Raw genomic sequence first — 19,738 nt, 5'->3', positions numbered from 1 at the left:
AAGGCGCATGCCGCTTTCCACCGTTTTTACGTAATTTTACCGGCAAGGAGGAACCGTTCAGTGGCAAAGGCCGATGTTATCGAAGTCGAAGGTAAGGTTACCGAAACCCTGCCTAACGCAATGTTTAAAGTTGAATTGGAAAATGGGGTTGAAATCCTGGCACATGTCTCAGGCAAGATCCGGATGCACTACATCAAGATTCTGCCTGGTGATCGTGTAAAGGTTGAAATGTCCCCATATGATCTGACCAAAGGCCGGATTACTTTCCGCTTCAAATAAGTCTTTAGTCTAAAATCATTTTTAGGAGGATTATTTACAATGAAAGTACGACCATCAGTAAAACGGATGTGCGAAAAGTGCAAGATCGTCAAGCGCAATGGTCGGGTAATGGTAATTTGCCCTAACCCAAAGCACAAGCAACGTCAAGGCAAGTAATTATATTTTAGAATTGGAGGTGTAACTCAATGGCTCGTATCGCAGGTGTCGACTTACCTCGTGACAAGCGAATCGTAATCGGCTTAACTTACATTTATGGTATTGGTAACACGACTGCTAAGAAGGTTCTGGCTGCTGCTGGTGTTTCTGAAGACATTCGTGTCAAGGACCTGACGCCAGAACAAGAAGAAAAGATCCGTGGTCAAGTAGACCAACTCAAGGTTGAAGGTGACCTTCGTCGTGAAGTTTCCTTGAACATCAAGCGTCTGCAAGAAATCGGCTCTTACCGTGGCATGCGTCACCGTCGTGGTCTGCCAGTTCGTGGTCAACACACTAAGAACAACGCACGGACTCGCAAGGGCAAGGCTGTCGCTATCGCCAACAAGAAGAAGTAATCAATACTATAAAGGAGGTTAGTTAGTTTTATGGCAACCAAAAAAGGTTCACGCAAGCGTCGTGCAAAAAAGAATGTTGAAACTGGTGTTGCACACATTCACTCAACTTTCAACAACACGTTGATCATGATCACTGATGTGCAAGGCAATGCCGTTGCTTGGTCCTCAGCCGGTGTGCTGGGCTTCAAGGGCTCTCGTAAGTCTACTCCATTTGCTGCTCAAATGGCTTCTGAAGCTGCTGCCAAGCAAGCAATGGAACACGGTATGAAGACGGTTGAAGTTGAAGTTAAGGGCCCTGGTTCGGGTCGTGAATCAGCTATCCGTGCTCTGCAAGCAACTGGTCTTGAAGTTACTGCCATCCGGGACGTAACTCCAGTGCCACACAATGGTTCTCGTCCTCCAAAGCGTCGTCGTGTCTAATCGCATCAACGGCGAAATTATCATTGGCCAGGTGCTTTTAAACAATCTACGGACCACGTTTTGAAAGGGGAAACAGAGTAGAATGATCGAATTTGAAAAACCAAACATTCACAAAGTCGAAGAAACTGACAACTACGGTAAGTTTGTTGTCGAACCACTGGAGCGTGGCTACGGGACCACTCTGGGGAATTCTCTTCGTCGTGTAATGATGGCTTCTCTGCCAGGTGCCGCAATTACCAGTATCCAAATCGACGGTGTGCTTCATGAGTTCAGTACCGTTCAAGGCGTTACGGAAGACGTTACGCAGATCATCTTGAATCTTAAGAAGGTTTCTTTGAAGATTGAATCAGAAGATGCCAAGGATTTGGAATTGGATGTCAAGGGTCCTGCAGAAGTAACTGCCGGTGACATCCAAGGCGATGGCGACGTTACGATCTTGAACCCTGACTTGCATATTGCAACGGTCGCTGATGGGGCTGAACTGCACATCATGATGACGGCTGATAAGGGTCGTGGCTATGTACCAGCCGATCAAAACAAGCTGCGTTTGAGCGGTCTTGAAATTGGAACTTTGCCAATTGACTCCATCTACACCCCTATCGAACGGGTCAACTACACCGTAGAAAACACGCGGGTCGGCCAAAGCAACGACTTTGACAAGTTGACGTTGGATGTCTGGACGGATGGTTCATTGACTCCAACGGCTGCTATTAGTCTTGCTGCCAAGATCTTGACTGAACACTTGGAGATGTTTGTCAACCTGACTGAAGAAGCAAAAGATGCCAAAGTGATGGTTGAACGCGAAGAAACTCACCAAGAAAAGGTACTCGACAAGACGATTGAAGAACTGGATCTGTCGGTTCGTTCTTACAACTGCTTGAAGCGTGCTGATATTCAAACTGTTAAGGACCTGACTGAACGGACTGAAGCTGATATGATGAAGGTCCGCAACTTGGGTCAAAAGTCCTTAGAAGAAATCAAGCTGAAGCTGGCCGACTTGGGCGTAGGCTTCCGCCAAGAAGACTAATTAAAACAATTAAAAGGAGGGAACCACTTCATGAGTTACCGTAAATTAGGACGTACTAGTTCACAACGTAAGGCTTTATTACGTGATTTGACCACTGACCTGATCGTCAACGGCAGCATCAAGACTACCGAAGCTCGCGCTAAGGAAGTTCGCAAGACTGCTGACAAGATGATTACGCTGGCAAAGCGTGGCGACTTGGCTTCTCGTCGTCAAGCAGCTGCTTTCCTGCGCAATGTCGTTGCTGACGTTAAGGAAGATGGCGACAACGTTCGCGTACAATCAGCTCTGCAATACCTGTTTGAAGAGCTGGCACCAAAGTTTGCCGACCGTAAAGGTGGTTACACGCGGATTCTGAAGACCATGCCTCGCCGTGGTGACGGTGCACAAATGGTTGTTCTGGAATTTGTCGACTAATTATTTTCGTCAATTCAATACGTAATAAAGAATCACTACAGCTGGTGGTATAGAGCGCTACGATGGTGGAATCGCAATTCCTAGTCTAGCTCGAATGCGGGACGTTTATGTCTTCGTGCACCCCAGTTGTAAGTGATTTTTTTGTATATTTTTAAATCCGCTGCTTCACTGTTAAAATAAGATAATGAGTTTAAAAAGAAATGGGTGACATGATTGATTGATATTCAACACCTTTCGTTTAAATATCCAGATCGCACGCAGGCAGCGCTATCTGATGTAACCTTGCAGCTGCCCATGAAAAAATGGACAGCAGTGATCGGACATAACGGCAGCGGCAAAAGCACTCTGGCACGACTGATTGATGGGCTTTTAATACCAAGCAGCGGTACGATTAAAATTGATGAGCTGTTGGTAGATGAAAAAAATCTTCAGCAGCTGCGGCAGCAAATCGGTTTGGTGTTTCAAAATCCTGACAATCAGTTTGTTGGGACTACAGTTGCCGATGATGTTGCATTTGGTCTTGAGAACCATCAGATACCACATGATCAGATGCAGGCTCGCATTGATGAATCCCTAAAAGCCGTTGGAATGCAAGAATTTGCTGACAGTGAGCCTGCCATGCTTTCTGGTGGGCAAAAGCAGCGGGTTGCCTTGGCTGGGATTTTGGCAATCGGTCCACGAGTCATCATTTTGGATGAAGCTACCAGCATGTTGGATCCAAAAGGGCGGCATGACTTGTTGAACCTGTTAAAAAAATTGATTGCTGAACGTGATATGACTGTAATTTCAATTACGCATGACCCAGTGGAGCTTTCTCTTAGCGATTACACAGTGGTCTTGAATCATGGCAAGGTTGCAATGCAGGGCAAAACAACGACTTTACTGCAAGATCCGGCTAGACTGGCTGATCTGCATCTGGCATTGCCGTTTGATCAACAACTGCAGCTGCTGTTGAAAAAACGAGGGATTAATTTGCCAGCACAATATTTAGATTCAGAACGGATGGTGGAGTGGCTATGTCAGCAATTGAATTCTTAAACGTTGATTATATCTACCAAGCCGATACGCCAATGGCTGCCTGGGCAATCAAGGATTTTTCCTTAAAGCTTGAAACTGGCAGTTTTACGGCAATTGTCGGGCATACTGGTAGCGGCAAGTCAACGCTGATGGCCATGCTGGATGGATTAATGGTGCCAACGCATGGTCAGCTGCGCGTAGGCGAGGTCATAATTGACAATCGGGCTGACAAGAAGGCGTTGGCAAGACTGCGGCAAGGGGTCGGCTATGTGTTTCAGTTTCCCGAAAGCCAACTGTTTGCTGAAACGGTTTTAAAAGACGTCATGTTTGGTCCGCTGAATCTGGGTGTTTCACCCACTCAAGCTAAAGAACAGGCACTGGCGGCTTTAGAAGCTTTAAAACTGCCTAGTGACATCAATGAACGATCACCGTTTGAACTTTCGGGCGGGCAAATGCGGCGAGTGGCGATTGCTGGTGTTTTGGCCATGCATCCAAGCGTCTTGATCTTGGATGAGCCAACTGCAGGGTTAGACCCTCAAGCCAGCACCGACTTACTGGATCTGGTTGATCAGCTTCATCAAAAAGGCACGACTATTTTGATGATTACACACCAGATGGAACAGGCAGCTCGTTTTGCCGATCATGTTTTGGTAATGAACCATGGGCAAAAAGCTGCTTTTATGACGCCGCATGAGCTGTTCAGCAATGCAGTTCTGCTTAATGAAGCTGGCATCATGCCACCAGCCAGCGTTGCGTTTGCTCAACAGCTGCAAAGTCATGGTCTGCGCTTAACGGATGGTGTACCGCTGACGATTGAACAACTGGCGGATCAATTAGCAATTAGACTTAAGCAAGGGGGACGAGCAAATGGGTAATGCCAAGGTAATTCTGGGCGCATACGTACCTGGGAGCTCGTGGCTGCATCATCTTGATCCGCGCGTTAAGCTGTTCAGCTGTTTTTGGTACGTGGTGATCGTCTTTTTGGCAAGCAACTGGCTGGGATATCTGTGGCTGTTTATCGTGCTGGGGACCTTGATTGCATTGAGCAGACTGCCGTTGAAGCTTTATTGGCGCGGAATTAAGCCGTTATTTTGGATCATTTTGTTTACAGTGGCGATTCAACTGCTGTTCAGCAGCGGTGGACACGTTTATTGGCAGTGGGGCTGGTTGGCGATTACCAGTGGCGGTTTTTATCAGTCGGCAATTATTTTAGCACGGTTTATTCTGATTATTACCATCTCAACCGTTTTGACCGCCACTACGCCGACACTTCAATTAGCAGCTGCTATGGAGGCATTTATGAAGCCATTGCGTTATCTGCGCGTGCCAGTTAACCAGATTGCCGTCATGCTGATGATCGTTTTGCGCTTTATCCCAACCATCATGGATGAAACAACCAAAGTGATGAATGCCCAGAAATCAAGAGGCGTCAACTTTGACGAGGGCAGTTTGATTGAGCGTGCCAGACGACTGGAGCCGCTTTTGATTCCATTGTTTGTCGGCTCATTTAAACGAGCTGAGGAGCTGGCAACTGCAATGGAGGCTCGGGGCTATGATCCAGATGCGCCACGGACTAAATATCGGGTACTGCATTGGCATCAAAATGACACGCTGGCGATGATCGGCCTGACATTAGCAACCATTATTCTCCTGGCAACGCGGCTGATGCCAACAGGAATGCTATTTTAATTTGAAAGGAATTATCAAGTGTATCGCTACAAAATAACTTTTGCTTACGATGGAACCAATTTTTCCGGTTTTCAGATTCAGCCTAATAAACGAACGGTTGAGCAGACCTTGAAAAATGCCGTCAATAAGATTGCCAAGAATCCAGAACCGCCATTGTCCGTAATTGGTTCAGGCCGCACGGATGCTGGGGTACATGCGCTCAATCAAGTGGCGCATTTCGACTGCCCATACAAGCTGTCTAATGATTCAATGCGCAAAGCCTTAAACAGTCTTTTGCCGCTGGATATCATTGTAAAAAAAGCCGAATTGGTCAGCCCTGACTTTCACGCTCGCTTTAATGCTCATTCCAAGCATTATCGCTATCGGGTTGATCAAAGTGATTTCGTTAATCCGTTTAAACGCAACTATACGGCTCATTTCAAATATCCAGTCGACGTGGCTAAAATGCAAAAAGCTGCTCAAGATCTGGTTGGCGAGCATGATTTTACCAGCTTCGTGGCATCGGGCAGTCAGGCTTTAAGCAATGTCAGAACGATCTATCAGGCAGATGTGCATCGTGATGAGGCCAATAATGAGATTGTCTTTGACTTTGTCGGGAATGGCTTCTTATATAATCAGGTTCGCATTATGGTGGCCTTTTTATTAGAGATCGGCAGCAATCAGCGACCGGTCAATGACGTTATCAGGGTTTTGGCTGCCAAAGATCGCAATCAGGCTCGCATGACAGCGCCAGCCAGCGGTCTTTATCTGGTCAGCGTTGATTATGGTGATCAGAATAACAAAACCATTGACGAATCGGAATCTATCAAGTAAAATAACGAATGGTATTTCTTTTCCATCTAATTACTCGGTACACAATTATTTGTAAAAGAAAGACAAAAATTGGAGGACTTAATCGTGAGAACGACATACATGGCAAAACCTGGTGAAGTTGACCGCAAATGGTACATTGTCGACGCCAAGGGTATCTCCCTGGGTCGTCTGGCATCCGTTGTTGCTTCCGTTCTGAAGGGCAAGAACAAGCCAACCTACACCCCACACGTTGACACTGGTGACAATGTCATCGTTATCAACGCTGCCGAAGTTAAGTTGACTGGTAAGAAGGCTGCTGACAAGATCTACTACCGTCACTCTGACTACCCTGGTGGTCTGAAGCAAAAGACGGCGGGCGAACGTCGCGCCAACGAACCAGAAAAGCTGGTGGAAGATTCCATCAAGGGCATGTTGCCACACACCCCTCTTGGTCGCAAGATGGGCATGAAGCTGCATGTTTATGCTGGTGAAGATCACAAGCACGCTGCTCAACAACCAGAAGTGCTTGACATCACGAACTTAATCTAAGGAGGGAACGGAATTGGCTCAACAAGTTCAATACAGTGGTACTGGTCGCCGCAAGGATGCTACCGCACGGGTTCGTCTGGTACCAGGTTCTGGTAACATTACGATGAACGGTAAGGCAATCGAAGAATACATTCCGTTTGCCAACCTGCGTGCTATCGTCAACCAACCATTTGCTGCAACGAAGACGGAAGGTCAATACGACGTTCTGGTCAACGTTCGCGGTGGTGGCTTCTCTGGTCAAGCCGGCGCAGTTCGTCACGGGATTGCTCGTGCCCTACTGAGCGTCGACCCAGATTTCCGGGATGCTCTGAAGAAGGCCGGTCTGTTGACTCGTGACCCTCGGATGAAGGAACGGAAGAAGCCAGGTCTGAAGAAGGCTCGTAAGGCTTCACAATTCTCCAAGCGTTAATATTTTTGCTGGAAACAGCGTTATATCAACACTTCAGAGATTTGGAATGGTCACATATGGTTTACTAATCATTTGCGATCAAAAAAATCAAGCATCAGCATCCAGCTGGTGCTTTTTTTATATTTTTGCAAATTTGGCGTTTCACAGTTTTTTAAATGATTTTAGTCTGGTAAAATGCAAAATAGAACTTTAAATTACGTTAAACAAACAGGGGGAATTATTTGTGGCAAAGAAACGCCGCTCAAAAACGCGGCACTCAAAAAAGCTGTTTCAACATCGCTGGCTGATTGGTATTTTAACGGTCATCGTGCTCTTTTTGGGTGCCTACGTTGGTCATCATTTCTACCAACGCTACCAACAGCAGCAGATTATCGAACGTCAACAAAATGCCAAGCGTCTGTTTATCAAGCAGGTTGCTCCTGAAGCTCAGGCAATGCAGAAAAAATACAACGTTCCAGCTTCAATTACCATTGCCCAGGCAATCTTGGAATCCGACTGGGGCAGCAGCAAGTTGGCGGCTAAATACCACAACCTGTTTGGTATCAAGGGAACTGGCGAAAACTCCCAAGTCCTGACGACCAAAGAATACGTAAATGGCAAATGGATCACGACTAAGGGCCGTTTTAAGGTTTATTCCAGCTGGAGCGAGTCAATCAAGGATCACACCAAGCTGATGATTAATGGGACGGACTACAACAGCCAAAACTATCAAGCCGTTACCCAAGCTTCCGACTACAAAGAGGCTGCTAAGGCACTGCAAGAAGCCCATTATGCAACCGATCCGGATTACGCCCAAAAATTAATTTCAGTAATTCAGACCTATAAGTTGTACAATTATGATAAATAAGCCGTTAAGGAGGACTCCATGAAAGAACTGCAGGAAAAAATTAAAGAGTATGGTACGGTTTTGCCTGGCAATGTTTTAAAAGTTGATGCCTTTTTGAATCATCAGGTTGATCCAGTCCTAATGAAACACATGGGTGAAGAATTTGCCAAGCTTTATAAGGACGCGGGCGTTACCAAGATTTGGACGGTTGAGTCTTCTGGAATTGCACCGGCCGTAATGACTGGGCTGGCAATGAATGTTCCGGTAATTTTTGCCCGTAAGCATAAAAGTCTGACTTTAAAAGATGATCTGTATACGGCCAGCGTTTATTCCTACACCAAGGAAACGACCAATCAGATCTCAATCTCCAAAAAATATGTCAGCCCAACGGATAAGGTTTTGCTGATTGACGACTTTTTGGCAAATGGTCAGGCACTGGAAGGAATGCTCCAGATTGCTCAAGCAGCAGGCGTTGAAGTTGCTGGTGCTGGCATCGTGATTGAAAAGACGTTCCAAAAAGGCGGTCAGGAACTGCGGAAACAGGGACTGCGTATTGAATCATTGGCTAAGGTCAGCTCATTAGCCAATGGCAAAGCTGAATTTGAAGACTAACTGCTAATGGGGGTGGGCTAATGAGCAGTACAAATGCATTATATCCAGGAGCAACGCTGGGCATTATCGGCTTGGACCGCAACGGCAGCACCCTGATTACTGCTGCTAAGCGGGCTGGTTTTAACGTTGGCGTCTATGTTGATCACGCACAGCCTAGTTTAACCAAACAGGCTGATTTTACGATCAGTGGGGCTTACAATAACCAAGAAAAACTGACGATGTTTGCCCAGACGTGTGATGCTATTATCTATGCCAACGACCTGATCGACTCCAGCGTCTTGCGCTATCTAAGCCGGGATGCCTATCTGCCGCAAGGAGTCAACGCGTTGGAAATCGTCCAGGATCGTTTGATGGAGCGGGCATTTTTGGACCAGATCAACGTCAATGTGGCACCGTACGTTACGGTAATCAGCTTGGATGACGTCTACCAGTCCATCGACTCAATCGGCTATCCAGCAATCTTAAAGCCGATTCAAAGAGGGATTGGCGAACAGTCGATGAGGATCGTCAAACAGTCTGATATTACCCGCGCCGCTGATTTTATCAATGCGGGAACCTATCTTTTAGAATCCTGGATTGATCACACTGCTGAATATACGATGCTGGCAGCTACCGATGGCGAAAACGTTCAGGTATTTCCTGCGATTGAACTGATGCTGAATGCCGATGAGAAGCTGCTGGGAGTCAAGACACCAGCCAATCTGAGCGCTGATATTTCCCAGGAAATGGAGCGGATCGTAACCAGTGTAGCTGAAAACCTGCAGTATCGCGGCGTTTTTCGTGTCGACTTCTACGTAACGGCAACTGGTAATCTGTATGTCCACGGAATTGAACCGGGGCTGTCAACTTATGGCAGTGTTTTTGACTATGCCACTAATGTTTCGCAAACTGAGCAGCTTTTGCGGGCAATTGCCGGAATGCCGCTTTTTGAGGTCCAGACGCTGCAGCCGACCGTGATGATGCTGGCGCGGGTGGCACAACGCGCAGCCCTGCAGCGGCAATGGCTGTTAAAAGACAACTGGCACTACCGCTTCTTTACCGAAGTACGGGAGGATCCGCAAGCAGTGGCGGGATTCGTCTGGGCAGTCGGTAAGTCCAGTCTGGAAGAACTACAGCATCAAATCGAGGATACCGAGGTTTGGAATGAAAAAACATCAACCGATTCAACCCCGGCTTCTGATCAGCAATAACTTTTATGCGAGCAGCGCCGAGCAATCGTTGCTCGTTTTTTAATTAGCCACAGGAATTTGCTATAATGAAGTCTACGATAATTTTAAGAGAGGATGGAAATACGGCGTGACAAGTCAATTACTGCAAGGAATGAATGATAAGCAGGCAGAAGCCGTTTTAACTACGGAAGGGCCGCTTTTGGTCATGGCCGGAGCCGGTTCAGGTAAAACCCGGGTTCTGACGCATCGAGTAGCCTACTTAATTGAAGAGCAGGGGGTCAACCCTTGGAATATCCTGGCGATTACCTTTACCAACAAGGCCGCCCGTGAAATGCAGGAGCGGGTGGGCAAGCTTTTAGGCGAAAGCGCTCGTGATATCTGGGTTTCGACTTTTCACGCGCTGTGTGTGCGGATCCTGCGGCGCGACATTGACAAACTGGGCTATAACCGCGCCTTTACGATTGCCGATACCAGTGAGCAGCGAACCTTGATGAAGCGAATCTGTGGCGAGCTGAACGTTGATACTAAAAAATATGATCCACGGGCAATCCTGAGTGCGATCTCCAATGCCAAAAATGCAATGCAGACTGCAACGGACTATGCAGCGCTCAACAGTCATGCCAATAATCCACTCAATCAGATCGTGGCCAAGGCTTACGTGCTTTACCAAAAGGAACTGGAAAACAGTCAGGCGCTGGATTTTGACGATCTGATCATGAAAACCATTGAGCTGTTTGAAAAGGATCCAGAAACTCTGGAATATTATCAAAACAAGTTCCACTATATTCACGTTGACGAATATCAAGACACCAATGACGCGCAGTATCAATTGGTTACTCTGCTGGCCGCTAAATACAAGAATCTGTGCGTAGTCGGGGATGCCGATCAGTCAATCTACGGCTGGCGGGGTGCCAACATGAACAACATTCTGAATTTTGAGCGCGATTATCCAGAAGCACACACAGTCATGCTGGAGCAAAACTACCGCTCAACCCAGACGATTCTAAAAGCAGCCAATGAAGTAATTGCCAATAACCTGGTTCGTAAGGAAAAGAATCTGTGGACGGAAAACGGTACTGGCGACAAGATTTCTTATTACCGGGCCCAAAATGAACATGATGAGTCCCAGTTTGTCGTCAGCAAAATTCAAGCTGAAATTAAAGAGCATGGCTACCATTATAATGATTTTGCCGTTTTGTACCGGACCAACGCCCAGTCACGGATGATCGAAGAAACGTTTATGAAGTCAACCGTGCCATATACCATGGTTGGCGGTCACAAATTCTATGATCGTAAAGAAATTCGTGATATTCTGGCTTATCTGACCTTGATTGTCAACCCTCGCGATGCCATGAGCTTTGAGCGGGTCGTCAATACGCCTAAACGTGGGATTGGCCCAGGCAGTGTCGACAAATTGCGGCAGTTTGCCAATGAGAATGGCTGGTCGCTATTAGAAGCCGCCCAAAACGTCACGCTGGCCAATGCGATCAGCGCACGGATTCGAGCAAAAATAGAAGACTTTGGCCGTTTGATGGCTGATCTGACCAAAGAGGCCGATTATCTGACCATCACGGAACTGACCGATGAGATTTTGACCAAGAGCGGCTATCTGCAGATGCTGAAAGCCGAAAATGATCTGCAGGCGCAAACTCGGCAGGAAAACCTGGAAGAATTCAAGTCGGTAACTCAAGAATATGATCAAAAGCATGTCGAAGATGAAGGCGACAATCGGCAAAAGCTTATGAACTTCCTGTCTGATCTGGCACTGGTTTCCGATCAGGATGACGTTGATGAAGAAGCGCCTAAGGTAACCTTGATGACCTTGCATGCTGCTAAGGGTCTGGAATTTCCGGTGATCTTTTTAGTCGGGATGGAAGAAGGCATTTTCCCACTTTATCGTTCCTTGAGCAATGAAAAGGAATTGGAAGAAGAACGTCGTCTGGCATACGTCGGCATTACGCGGGCCAAGCGCAAGCTGTATCTGACCAATGCCTACTCACGGATGCTTTATGGTCGTGTGCAGCGTAATCAGCCTTCGCAGTTCGTCGAAGAAATCAATGATGATCTGATCAAATTTGAAAACGCGGACGGCTCGGGCAAGGCCAAGAGCATGAATACGCCGTTTGCCAAGGCAGCTGCTCAGGCAACGACCTTTACGGCTCAGCGGCGTGCACATGGTCTGAAGCACTCCGCTAAGCAGGAAAGTACGGGAACCGGGGCTGATAAGAAGGCCTGGAAAGTCGGCGACAAGGTTCAGCATAAGAAATGGGGACAAGGCATGGTCGTTTCCGTCAATGGCTCAGGCAACGACATGGAATTGGATATTGCCTTTCCAAATGAGGGCGTTAAACGCTTGCTGGCTCAGTTTGCGCCAATTACCAAGGTTAATTAAAAGCGAGGCTTGCAATGACAGAACAAAAATCAGTCAATGACTTAACGCTCAAGGAAGCCACGGCAGAAATCGGTCCGTTGAAAGCCCAGCTGCTGCAATGGGGCAAGGAATACTATGAACAGGATGCGCCGACCGTTGAGGACTATGTTTATGACCGTAATTATCAGCGGCTGGTTGACATTGAGAATCGTTTCCCCGAACTGATCACACCTGATTCACCAACGCAAAAAGTCGGGGGTGCGGCTGAAACCGTCTTAACAAAAGTCGAACATGCCATTCCAATGCTTTCGATGGGGGATGTCTTTTCGGTCGCCGAATTAATGGACTTTAATGCTCGCCAGCAGGATAACCCCAATTTTACCGGGACGACAGAATATAATCTGGAACTAAAGATTGACGGCCTTTCCTTATCGCTGGTTTATGAAAATGGTCGTCTCGTGCAGGGTTCAACACGGGGTAACGGGATGATCGGCGAGGACGTCACTGAAAACGTCAAAACCATCAAATCGATTCCGCAAAAGCTTGCTGAGCCTTTGTCACTGGAATTTCGCGGTGAGTGCTTCATGCCAAAAGCCGCATTTGCCAAATTAAACGAGGAACGCGAAGCCAATGGACTGCCAACGTTTGCCAACCCAAGAAACGCAGCGGCTGGCAGTCTGCGGCAGCTGGATGCCAAAGTTACCGCCAAACGAGAATTGGATACTTTCATGTACTACATTCCCGAATATGAAAAACTGGGCGTCAAGACTCAGGCCCAGGCTTTAGATAAGATGCGGCAATTAGGATTTCACGTCAATGAATTCAATCGCGTCGTGCATAATGAAGCGGAAATCAAGGCCTATATCGATGAATACACGGCCAAGCGCGATGATCTGCCATATGGAATTGACGGTATCGTCGAAAAGGTGAATGATCTGGCTGTTGAAGAGGCACTGGGCGCGACGGTTAAAGTACCGCGCTGGGAGATTGCCTATAAGTTCCCACCTGAAGAGCAGGCTACCGTAGTCAGAGATATTGAATGGACGGTTGGTCGAACTGGCAACGTCACGCCGACTGCAGTGATGGATCCGGTTCAGCTGGCTGGGACGACGGTTAGCCGGGCTTCTCTGCATAATCCCGACTATCTAAAAGACAAGGACATTCGCCTGGGTGATACGGTTCTATTGCATAAGGCCGGTGATATCATCCCTGAGATCTCACGCGTTATCTTAAATAAACGTCCGGTTGACAGTCAGCCATATGAGATTCCAACGCTTTGTCCGGTCTGTCAGTCCAAGCTGGTTCACCTGGATGATGAGGTAGCGCTGCGCTGCATCAATCCAATGTGTCCGGCACAGGTAAAAGAAGGTCTGGTTCATTTCGCTTCACGCAATGCCATGAACATCGACCATCTGGGACCAAGAGTAATTGAGCAGCTCTGGGATCGTCATTTGGTTCATGATGTTGCCGATCTGTATCGCTTAACCTATGACCAATTATTAACATTAGATAAATTTGGGCCCAAATCGGCTAACAACCTATTGACATCGATTGCCAATAGTCGCAATAATTCTGTTGAGCGTCTATTGTTTGGCTTGGGCATTCGTCATGTCGGTGCCAAGGCGGCTCGCATCTTAGCTCAGCATTTTGGCTCTCTGGCGGCAATAATAGCAGCTGATGAGGAATCGATTGCCGAGATCAACACGATTGGGCCAACGATTGCCGATAGTCTGAAAAACTATTTTGCCAACGAGCAGGTGCAGGAATTGATTCAAGAGCTGCAGGCGGCCGGCGTCAATCTGGAATACCGTGGACCAGCACCGATCGCTCAAGACAGTGCGGCCGCTAAAGAATGGCAAGGCAAGCGCGTGGTCTTGACGGGTAAGCTCAATGAAATGACGCGCGATCAAGCCAAGCAATGGTTGGAAGAACGCGGTGCCAGCGTAACCGGCAGCGTGTCGAAAAAAACAGATTTGGTCATCGCTGGAGAAAAGGCTGGCTCCAAGCTTACCAAGGCCCAGGATCTGGGAGTCGAGGTCTGGAATGAAAGCCGGTTTGCTCAAGCGATGAAGGAGGATTAACGTGAAACTACAGAAGCTAAAAAAGCTGACGCTGACGGTAGTCGTGTTGATGAGCACGGTACTTTTGGCCTCATGCAGCATTGGAAAGAAAACCTCTTCGTCATCCAGCAAGCTTACGACGACGGGGACTGCCAGTGGTCAGTATCAAGGCGTCATTCAAAATGGCCATTACAAGGTCAGCAAGGCGCGTGGTGTCAATATCAACCAAAATGACAACAGCTATAATCTAAAGAGTTTTGAAACCGGCTTGACGGAAGTTTCCAAAAAGGTCTTTTCGACTAAGAGCTATATTTTCCAAGAAGGTCAGTATCTGAGCACGGATACGATTGAAAACTGGCTGGGACGCAAAACCAAGAGCAATCCAACCGGTTTAAACGCCGCCCAGGGTAAAAAGAGCGATCCGAACCCAGAATACGTTCAGCAGATTGAAGAACAAGACTTCATGCAGCAAAATGGCAATTCGCTGACCTTAAAGGGGATTACCATTGGGATTGGGATCAACTCGGTCTACTACTACCAAAAGACAACGGACGGTCCTACCTACCAAAAGAAGCTTTCGGATGCTGAAATTCAAAAGCAGGGTAAGATTGCCGCCCAAAAGATCTTAACGCGGCTGCGCAAAAAGTCCGCGCTTAAAAACGTGCCGATCGTTATTGCACTTTACAAGCAGGCGCCAAACGACAGCCTGGTAGGGGGTAGCTTCTTTGCCTATAGCAAGAACAACGGCAATACCATCAAGAGCTGGAAGAAATTGAACTACTCAACCAAGGTGCTGCCAAAAGCCAGTGACGCTACTTCAACCAATAGCGACAATGAGACTGACAACACGAGCTTTTCCAACTTCAAGAGTCAGATTCAAAGCTTCTTCCCGAACCTCAGCGGCGTGACGGCTCAGGCTCAATACCAAAATGGCACGCTTTCGGGGATGCACATTACGGTTACGACGCAGTTCTACAGCCAGTCTGAAGTGCAGAGCTTTACGCAATATATTGCACGCGCGGCCAAGAAGTATCTGCCAAACGGAATTCCAATCGATATCAAGATTCAATCGTCTTCAGAAATGCAGGCAGTTGTCTATCGTGATTCTGGCTCGGATACTTTCCGGACCCATGTCTTCAGCTCATATTAATAAAATTTAAACGTCATCGCGCTTGCGGTGGCGTTTTTGCTAAAAACAGCAGGCTTTGTGTGATAAAATAGATGAACGTATGTAATACCTAACTTAAGGAAAAGAGGAGAAAGAATGGCTAGTCAGATCGATCAGCAGCAGGTTAAGCACGTTGCCGAATTGGCCAAACTAGAATTCAATGATGCCGAGCTTGCTAAGTTCACCCCACAACTGGGCAGCATCATCGATATGTTTGAAGAACTGCAGGCGCAGAATACTGATGGCGTGGAACCAATGTATTCGCCAACGGATCGCGTCAACGTTATGCGTGAAGACGTTGCAGTCAAGAGCAACGAGCGAGAAGCCCTGCTTAAAAATGCTCCCGACACGGAAGGCGGCTTGATTAAGGTGCCAGCAATCATGGATGATGAAAGTGAGGACGGCGAATAATGAAGTTCAATGAAACCGACTTGACTCAGCTTCATGAAGACCTGCAGACCAAAAAAATCAGCGCCAAGGAACTGACCAAGGCAGCCTTTGATCGGATCAAGGAAACTGATGATGACGTCAAGGCCTTTATCACGCTGAATGAAGATGAAGCTTTAAAGCGTGCCGAAGCAATCGACAATGAAGGAATCGCGGCGGACAAGCTGCTGGCTGGGGTGCCACTGGCAGTTAAGGACAACATCGTAACCAAGGGCTTAAAGACGACGGCGGCCTCCAAGATGCTGGAAAACTTTACGCCAATCTATGATGCCACGGTAATTGAAAAGCTGAATGCCCAAGACTTCATCAATGTTGGTAAGACCAACCTGGATGAGTTTGCCATGGGTGGCTCAACGGAAAACTCGGCCTTCTTTACGACCCACAACCCTTGGGATCTGACGCGGGTTCCTGGTGGTTCTTCAGGTGGTTCGGCGGCTGCCGTTGCGGCGGGTGACGTCATTGGTGCTTTGGGAACCGATACGGGTGGCTCAATTCGAATGCCATCATCATACAACAACGTGGTCGGCTTGAAGCCAACTTATGGTCGGGTCTCACGCTGGGGGGCAATTGCGTTTGGCTCCAGCTTTGACCAGATTGGCTGGATCACCAACAGCGTTAAGAACAACGCGCTGCTGACGGAAATCATCAGTGGGCAAGACGATCACGATATGACTTCTTCAGATCGTCAAGTACCAAACTGGGCTGCCAGCCTGAACGAAAACACGAATGTCAAGGGGCTTAGAATTGCCGTGCCAAAAGAATATCTGGACGAAGGAATTCAGCCAGGCGTGCGGGCGGTAATCAACAATGCCTTAAAGCACTTTGAAGAACTGGGTGCTATCATTGATACGGATGTTTCGATGCCGCATACCAAATACGGCGTGCCAGCCTACTACATCCTGGCCTCATCAGAAGCTTCATCCAACCTGCAGCGTTATGACGGAATTCGCTATGGTTTCCGAGCACCAGATGCCAAAACGCTGGAAGAAGTCTACGTCAAGTCACGGACGCAGGGCTTTGGTGATGAAGTCAAGCGCCGAATCATGCTGGGGACGTTCTCGCTTTCCGCTGGTTTCTATGATGCCTACTTCAACAAGGCTGCCAAGATTCGGACGCTGATTGCGCAAGACTTTGCCAATGTTTTGAAGGACCATGATCTGATCATGGGACCAACTGGCGCTAACCCAGCCTTTGAGATTGGTTCTGAGATTGCTGATCCAAAGACGATGTACATGAACGATATCCTGACCGTTCCCGTCAACATGGCTGGGCTGCCGGCAATGTCTCTGCCAGCCGGTTTTGACAATGGTCTGCCAGTTGGTCTGCACATCATCGGCAAGGCCTTTGATGAACAAACGATCTACAATGCCGGTTATGTCTTTGAACAGACGACCGACTTCCACAAACAAACGCCAAAGTTAGGGGGTCAAGACTAAGATGAACTTTGAAACGACCATTGGGCTTGAAGTCCACGTGGAATTGAAGACCCACTCTAAAATCTACAGTCCAACGCCAGTAGAATTTGGTGACGAGCCCAACGCCAACACCAACGTTATCGACTGGGCCTACCCAGGTACGCTGCCAACGCTGAACAAAGGCGTCGTGCGGGATGGGATCATGGCTGGTCTGGCACTGCACGCCCAAATCTCAAAGCACATGCACTTTGACCGGAAGAACTACTTCTATCCTGACAACCCTAAGGCCTACCAGGTAACCCAATCCGAAACGCCAATCGCACATGATGGCTGGATTGAAATTGAGGTTAATGGCAAGAAGAAAAAAATCGGGATCAAGGAAATGCACATCGAAGAAGATGCCGGCAAGAACACCCACACGAGCAACTACTCTTACGTGGACTTGAACCGGCAAGGCACGCCTTTGATCGAAATCGTCTCCAAGCCAGATATCGCCTCGCCAGAAGAAGCGGTGGCCTACCTGGAAGCTTTACGGCAGCGGATTCAGTTTACTGGAATCTCTGACGTTAAGATGGAAGAAGGTTCGATGCGGGTCGACACCAACATCTCGATTCGTCCAATCGGTTCTGATAAGTATGGTACCAAGACGGAAATGAAGAACATCAACAGTTTCAATTTCGTCAAGAAGGCGCTGAACTTTGAACAGCAGCGGCATGAAAAGGTCATCATGGCTGGTGGCACGATTGCCCAGGAAACGCGGCGCTTTGATGAGGCAACCGGCGAAACGATCTCAATGCGGACCAAGGAAGGAAGCGACGACTATCGTTACTTCCCAGAACCTGATATTCCGCCGCTGGAAGTCAGCGATGAATGGATCCAAGAAATTCAAGATGCCATGCCAGAAATGCCTGGTGAACGGCGCGCTCGCTATACCAAAGATCTGGGCTTGAGCGAATACGACGCCATGGTATTGACGCAGACCAAGGAAATGTCTGACTTCTTTGAGGCTACGATTGCCTTAGGAGCTGATCCAAAGAAAGCTGCCAACTATCTGATGAACGACGTCAACAGCTACTTAAACGACAAGCAGGTTGATCTGCAGGATACCAAGCTGACGCCGGCCAACCTGGCAGGGATGATCAAGCTGATCGATGATGGCACGATTTCTTCTAAGATGGCTAAGAAAGTCTTTAAAGGAATTCTGGATGGTCAAGAACCAGCTGCCTACGCGGAAAAGAATGGTCTGGTACAGCTTTCCGACCCAGCCAAGCTGCAGCCAATCGTTGATGAAGTCTTGGCCAACAACCAACAGTCGATTGAAGACTACAAGAATGGTAAGGATCGGGCTGTCGGCTTCTTAGTTGGTCAGATTATGAAACAGACGCGCGGCAAGGCTAACCCAGGCGTGGTCAACAAGCTTTTGATGAAGGCCTTGAACGAAAAGTAAACTGATTTGATGGCGGAGGAAACTATGCGAAAACGAGCACGGATTATCTATAACCCGACGTCGGGGCGTGAAGCCATGCGCAACGACCTGGTTGACATCTTAGCGGTCTATGAACAGGCGGGCTATGAAACCAGTGCGTTTGCCACGACGCCGGCGCCTAATTCGGCTAAGAACGAAGCAACGCGCGCGGCTAAGGAAGGCTTTGACCTGATCGTAGCTGCAGGCGGCGATGGGACGTTAAGCGAGGTCGTCAACGGGATTGCCGGACTTGAGCATCGTCCTGCCCTGGCGATTATTCCGGCGGGGACGACCAACGACTATGCGCGTGCCCTGCGGATTCCGCGTGATGATCCGATCGCTGCGGCCAAGCTGATCTTGCGCAAAAACAAAAAGTTCAAGATCGATATTGGTCAGGCTGGCGACAACTACTTTATGAACATCGCGGCTGGGGGGACCTTGACGGAACTGACCTATGAGGTGCCTTCGCAGATGAAGTCGCTGTTTGGCTATTTGGCATATCTGGCTAAAGGAGCCGAACTGCTGCCAAGAATCAAGCCGGTTGAAATGGACATCAAGTACGATGGTCATGAATACCGTGGTCAGGCCTCCACGATTCTGATTGCACTGACCAATTCCGTCGGCGGCTTTGAACAGATCGTACCGGACGCTGCGCTTGATGATGGCAAGTTCACGATGATCATTGTCAAGGAAAGCAATCTGATCGGCATGATGCGCTTGATGGCCAAGGCACTGCAAGGCAAGCATATTGGCGATCCTGGCATTATTTACGCCAAGGCCAGCGAGATCGACGTAACGCCCGTCAATTCAGAAGATCGCGTGATGATCAATTTGGATGGCGAGTATGGTGGCGACGCGCCGATGCATTTCCGCAACCTCAAGCAGCACTTGGAAGTAGTTGCCAACCTTGATGAGATTCCGGATGATGCAATTACCATGTCACCGGATATGAAGCGCGTGGAAGATGACTTTGTGCGTGAAGTCGACAATATTCACGATGATGAAGCGTCTCAAAAATAATTGAAACCAAACAGGGGCTGCGGGCAATCTTGTCAGCA

General features: G+C 48.1%; 22 protein-coding genes. All 22 read left to right on the top strand.

Annotated elements, in window-relative coordinates; genetic code table 11:
- Window positions 1-60: 60 nt before the first annotated feature.
- A complete protein-coding gene (gene infA, locus ABC765_RS09520) occupies window positions 61-279 on the top strand; it encodes a translation initiation factor IF-1 (protein WP_006500601.1) in 219 nt (72 codons plus the stop codon).
- Between the two features lie 39 nt (window positions 280-318).
- A complete protein-coding gene (rpmJ, locus tag ABC765_RS09515; RefSeq protein ID WP_006500600.1) occupies window positions 319-435 on the top strand; it encodes a 50S ribosomal protein L36 in 117 nt (38 codons plus the stop codon).
- A 29-nt stretch (window positions 436-464) separates the two neighbouring features.
- Window positions 465-830, top strand: a complete 366-nt coding sequence (gene rpsM, locus ABC765_RS09510; RefSeq protein ID WP_006500599.1) for a 30S ribosomal protein S13 — start codon at window positions 465-467, stop codon at window positions 828-830.
- A 30-nt stretch (window positions 831-860) separates the two neighbouring features.
- Complete coding sequence (rpsK, locus tag ABC765_RS09505; RefSeq protein WP_006500598.1) at window positions 861-1,250, top strand: 30S ribosomal protein S11; 390 nt, start codon at window positions 861-863, stop codon at window positions 1,248-1,250.
- An 82-nt stretch (window positions 1,251-1,332) separates the two neighbouring features.
- Complete coding sequence (locus ABC765_RS09500) at window positions 1,333-2,277, top strand: DNA-directed RNA polymerase subunit alpha (RefSeq protein WP_006500597.1); 945 nt, start codon at window positions 1,333-1,335, stop codon at window positions 2,275-2,277.
- A gap of 30 nt (window positions 2,278-2,307) precedes the next feature.
- The gene (gene rplQ / locus ABC765_RS09495) at window positions 2,308-2,691 is read left to right on the top strand and encodes a 50S ribosomal protein L17 (protein WP_033934643.1); all 384 of its coding nucleotides are present in this window, start codon (window positions 2,308-2,310) and stop codon (window positions 2,689-2,691) included.
- A 222-nt stretch (window positions 2,692-2,913) separates the two neighbouring features.
- Window positions 2,914-3,729 (top strand): energy-coupling factor transporter ATPase, encoded by an 816-nt coding sequence (locus tag ABC765_RS09490; protein WP_376752323.1) that lies wholly within the window; start codon window positions 2,914-2,916, stop codon window positions 3,727-3,729.
- Window positions 3,708-4,583 carry an energy-coupling factor transporter ATPase gene (locus ABC765_RS09485; protein WP_347964020.1) on the top strand — a complete coding sequence of 292 codons (876 nt, stop codon included), beginning with the start codon at window positions 3,708-3,710 and terminating at the stop codon, window positions 4,581-4,583. The genes ABC765_RS09490 and ABC765_RS09485 overlap by 22 nt, the downstream gene beginning before the upstream one ends.
- Window positions 4,576-5,397, top strand: coding sequence for an energy-coupling factor transporter transmembrane component T (locus ABC765_RS09480; protein WP_347953742.1), 822 nt, complete (start codon window positions 4,576-4,578; stop codon window positions 5,395-5,397). The genes ABC765_RS09485 and ABC765_RS09480 overlap by 8 nt, the downstream gene beginning before the upstream one ends.
- Window positions 5,398-5,415: 18 nt before the next feature.
- Entirely contained in the window at window positions 5,416-6,210 is a 795-nt protein-coding gene (truA, locus tag ABC765_RS09475) for a tRNA pseudouridine(38-40) synthase TruA (RefSeq protein WP_347964019.1), read from the top strand.
- An 84-nt stretch (window positions 6,211-6,294) separates the two neighbouring features.
- Window positions 6,295-6,738: a 50S ribosomal protein L13 gene (gene rplM / locus ABC765_RS09470; protein ID WP_033934638.1), complete on the top strand. Its 444-nt coding sequence runs from the start codon at window positions 6,295-6,297 to the stop codon at window positions 6,736-6,738.
- Between the two features lie 13 nt (window positions 6,739-6,751).
- Window positions 6,752-7,147, top strand: a complete 396-nt coding sequence (gene rpsI, locus ABC765_RS09465; RefSeq protein ID WP_006500590.1) for a 30S ribosomal protein S9 — start codon at window positions 6,752-6,754, stop codon at window positions 7,145-7,147.
- 223 nt (window positions 7,148-7,370) lie between these two features.
- Window positions 7,371-7,994 (top strand): glycoside hydrolase family 73 protein, encoded by a 624-nt coding sequence (locus tag ABC765_RS09460; protein ID WP_006500589.1) that lies wholly within the window; start codon window positions 7,371-7,373, stop codon window positions 7,992-7,994.
- Window positions 7,995-8,012: 18 nt separating this feature from the next.
- Window positions 8,013-8,585 (top strand): xanthine phosphoribosyltransferase, encoded by a 573-nt coding sequence (locus tag ABC765_RS09455; RefSeq protein ID WP_033934636.1) that lies wholly within the window; start codon window positions 8,013-8,015, stop codon window positions 8,583-8,585.
- Between the two features lie 20 nt (window positions 8,586-8,605).
- Window positions 8,606-9,775 (top strand): ATP-grasp domain-containing protein, encoded by a 1,170-nt coding sequence (locus ABC765_RS09450; RefSeq protein WP_347980333.1) that lies wholly within the window; start codon window positions 8,606-8,608, stop codon window positions 9,773-9,775.
- A 130-nt stretch (window positions 9,776-9,905) separates the two neighbouring features.
- Window positions 9,906-12,146: a DNA helicase PcrA gene (pcrA, locus tag ABC765_RS09445; RefSeq protein ID WP_347964189.1), complete on the top strand. Its 2,241-nt coding sequence runs from the start codon at window positions 9,906-9,908 to the stop codon at window positions 12,144-12,146.
- A gap of 14 nt (window positions 12,147-12,160) precedes the next feature.
- The gene (gene ligA, locus ABC765_RS09440) at window positions 12,161-14,206 is read left to right on the top strand and encodes an NAD-dependent DNA ligase LigA (RefSeq protein WP_347964017.1); all 2,046 of its coding nucleotides are present in this window, start codon (window positions 12,161-12,163) and stop codon (window positions 14,204-14,206) included.
- Between the two features lie 49 nt (window positions 14,207-14,255).
- Complete coding sequence (locus ABC765_RS09435) at window positions 14,256-15,335, top strand: CamS family sex pheromone protein (protein WP_347954017.1); 1,080 nt, start codon at window positions 14,256-14,258, stop codon at window positions 15,333-15,335.
- Between the two features lie 114 nt (window positions 15,336-15,449).
- Window positions 15,450-15,764 carry an Asp-tRNA(Asn)/Glu-tRNA(Gln) amidotransferase subunit GatC gene (gene gatC, locus ABC765_RS09430; protein WP_006500583.1) on the top strand — a complete coding sequence of 105 codons (315 nt, stop codon included), beginning with the start codon at window positions 15,450-15,452 and terminating at the stop codon, window positions 15,762-15,764.
- Complete coding sequence (gene gatA, locus ABC765_RS09425; RefSeq protein WP_347980332.1) at window positions 15,764-17,236, top strand: Asp-tRNA(Asn)/Glu-tRNA(Gln) amidotransferase subunit GatA; 1,473 nt, start codon at window positions 15,764-15,766, stop codon at window positions 17,234-17,236. Before gatC ends, gatA begins: the two co-directional genes overlap by 1 nt.
- Before the next feature lies 1 nt (window position 17,237).
- Complete coding sequence (gene gatB / locus ABC765_RS09420; protein WP_347953738.1) at window positions 17,238-18,662, top strand: Asp-tRNA(Asn)/Glu-tRNA(Gln) amidotransferase subunit GatB; 1,425 nt, start codon at window positions 17,238-17,240, stop codon at window positions 18,660-18,662.
- Between the two features lie 24 nt (window positions 18,663-18,686).
- On the top strand, window positions 18,687-19,700 hold the full coding sequence (locus tag ABC765_RS09415) for a diacylglycerol kinase (protein ID WP_347953737.1): 1,014 nt from the start codon (window positions 18,687-18,689) through the stop codon (window positions 19,698-19,700).
- Window positions 19,701-19,738: the final 38 nt, after the last annotated feature.

The organism is Limosilactobacillus sp. WILCCON 0051 (assembly GCF_039955095.1).
Lineage (GTDB): Bacteria > Bacillota > Bacilli > Lactobacillales > Lactobacillaceae > Limosilactobacillus > Limosilactobacillus allomucosae.
The sequence above is the reverse complement of the archived record's forward strand: the minus strand, read 5'-3'. Positions and strand labels throughout refer to the sequence as shown.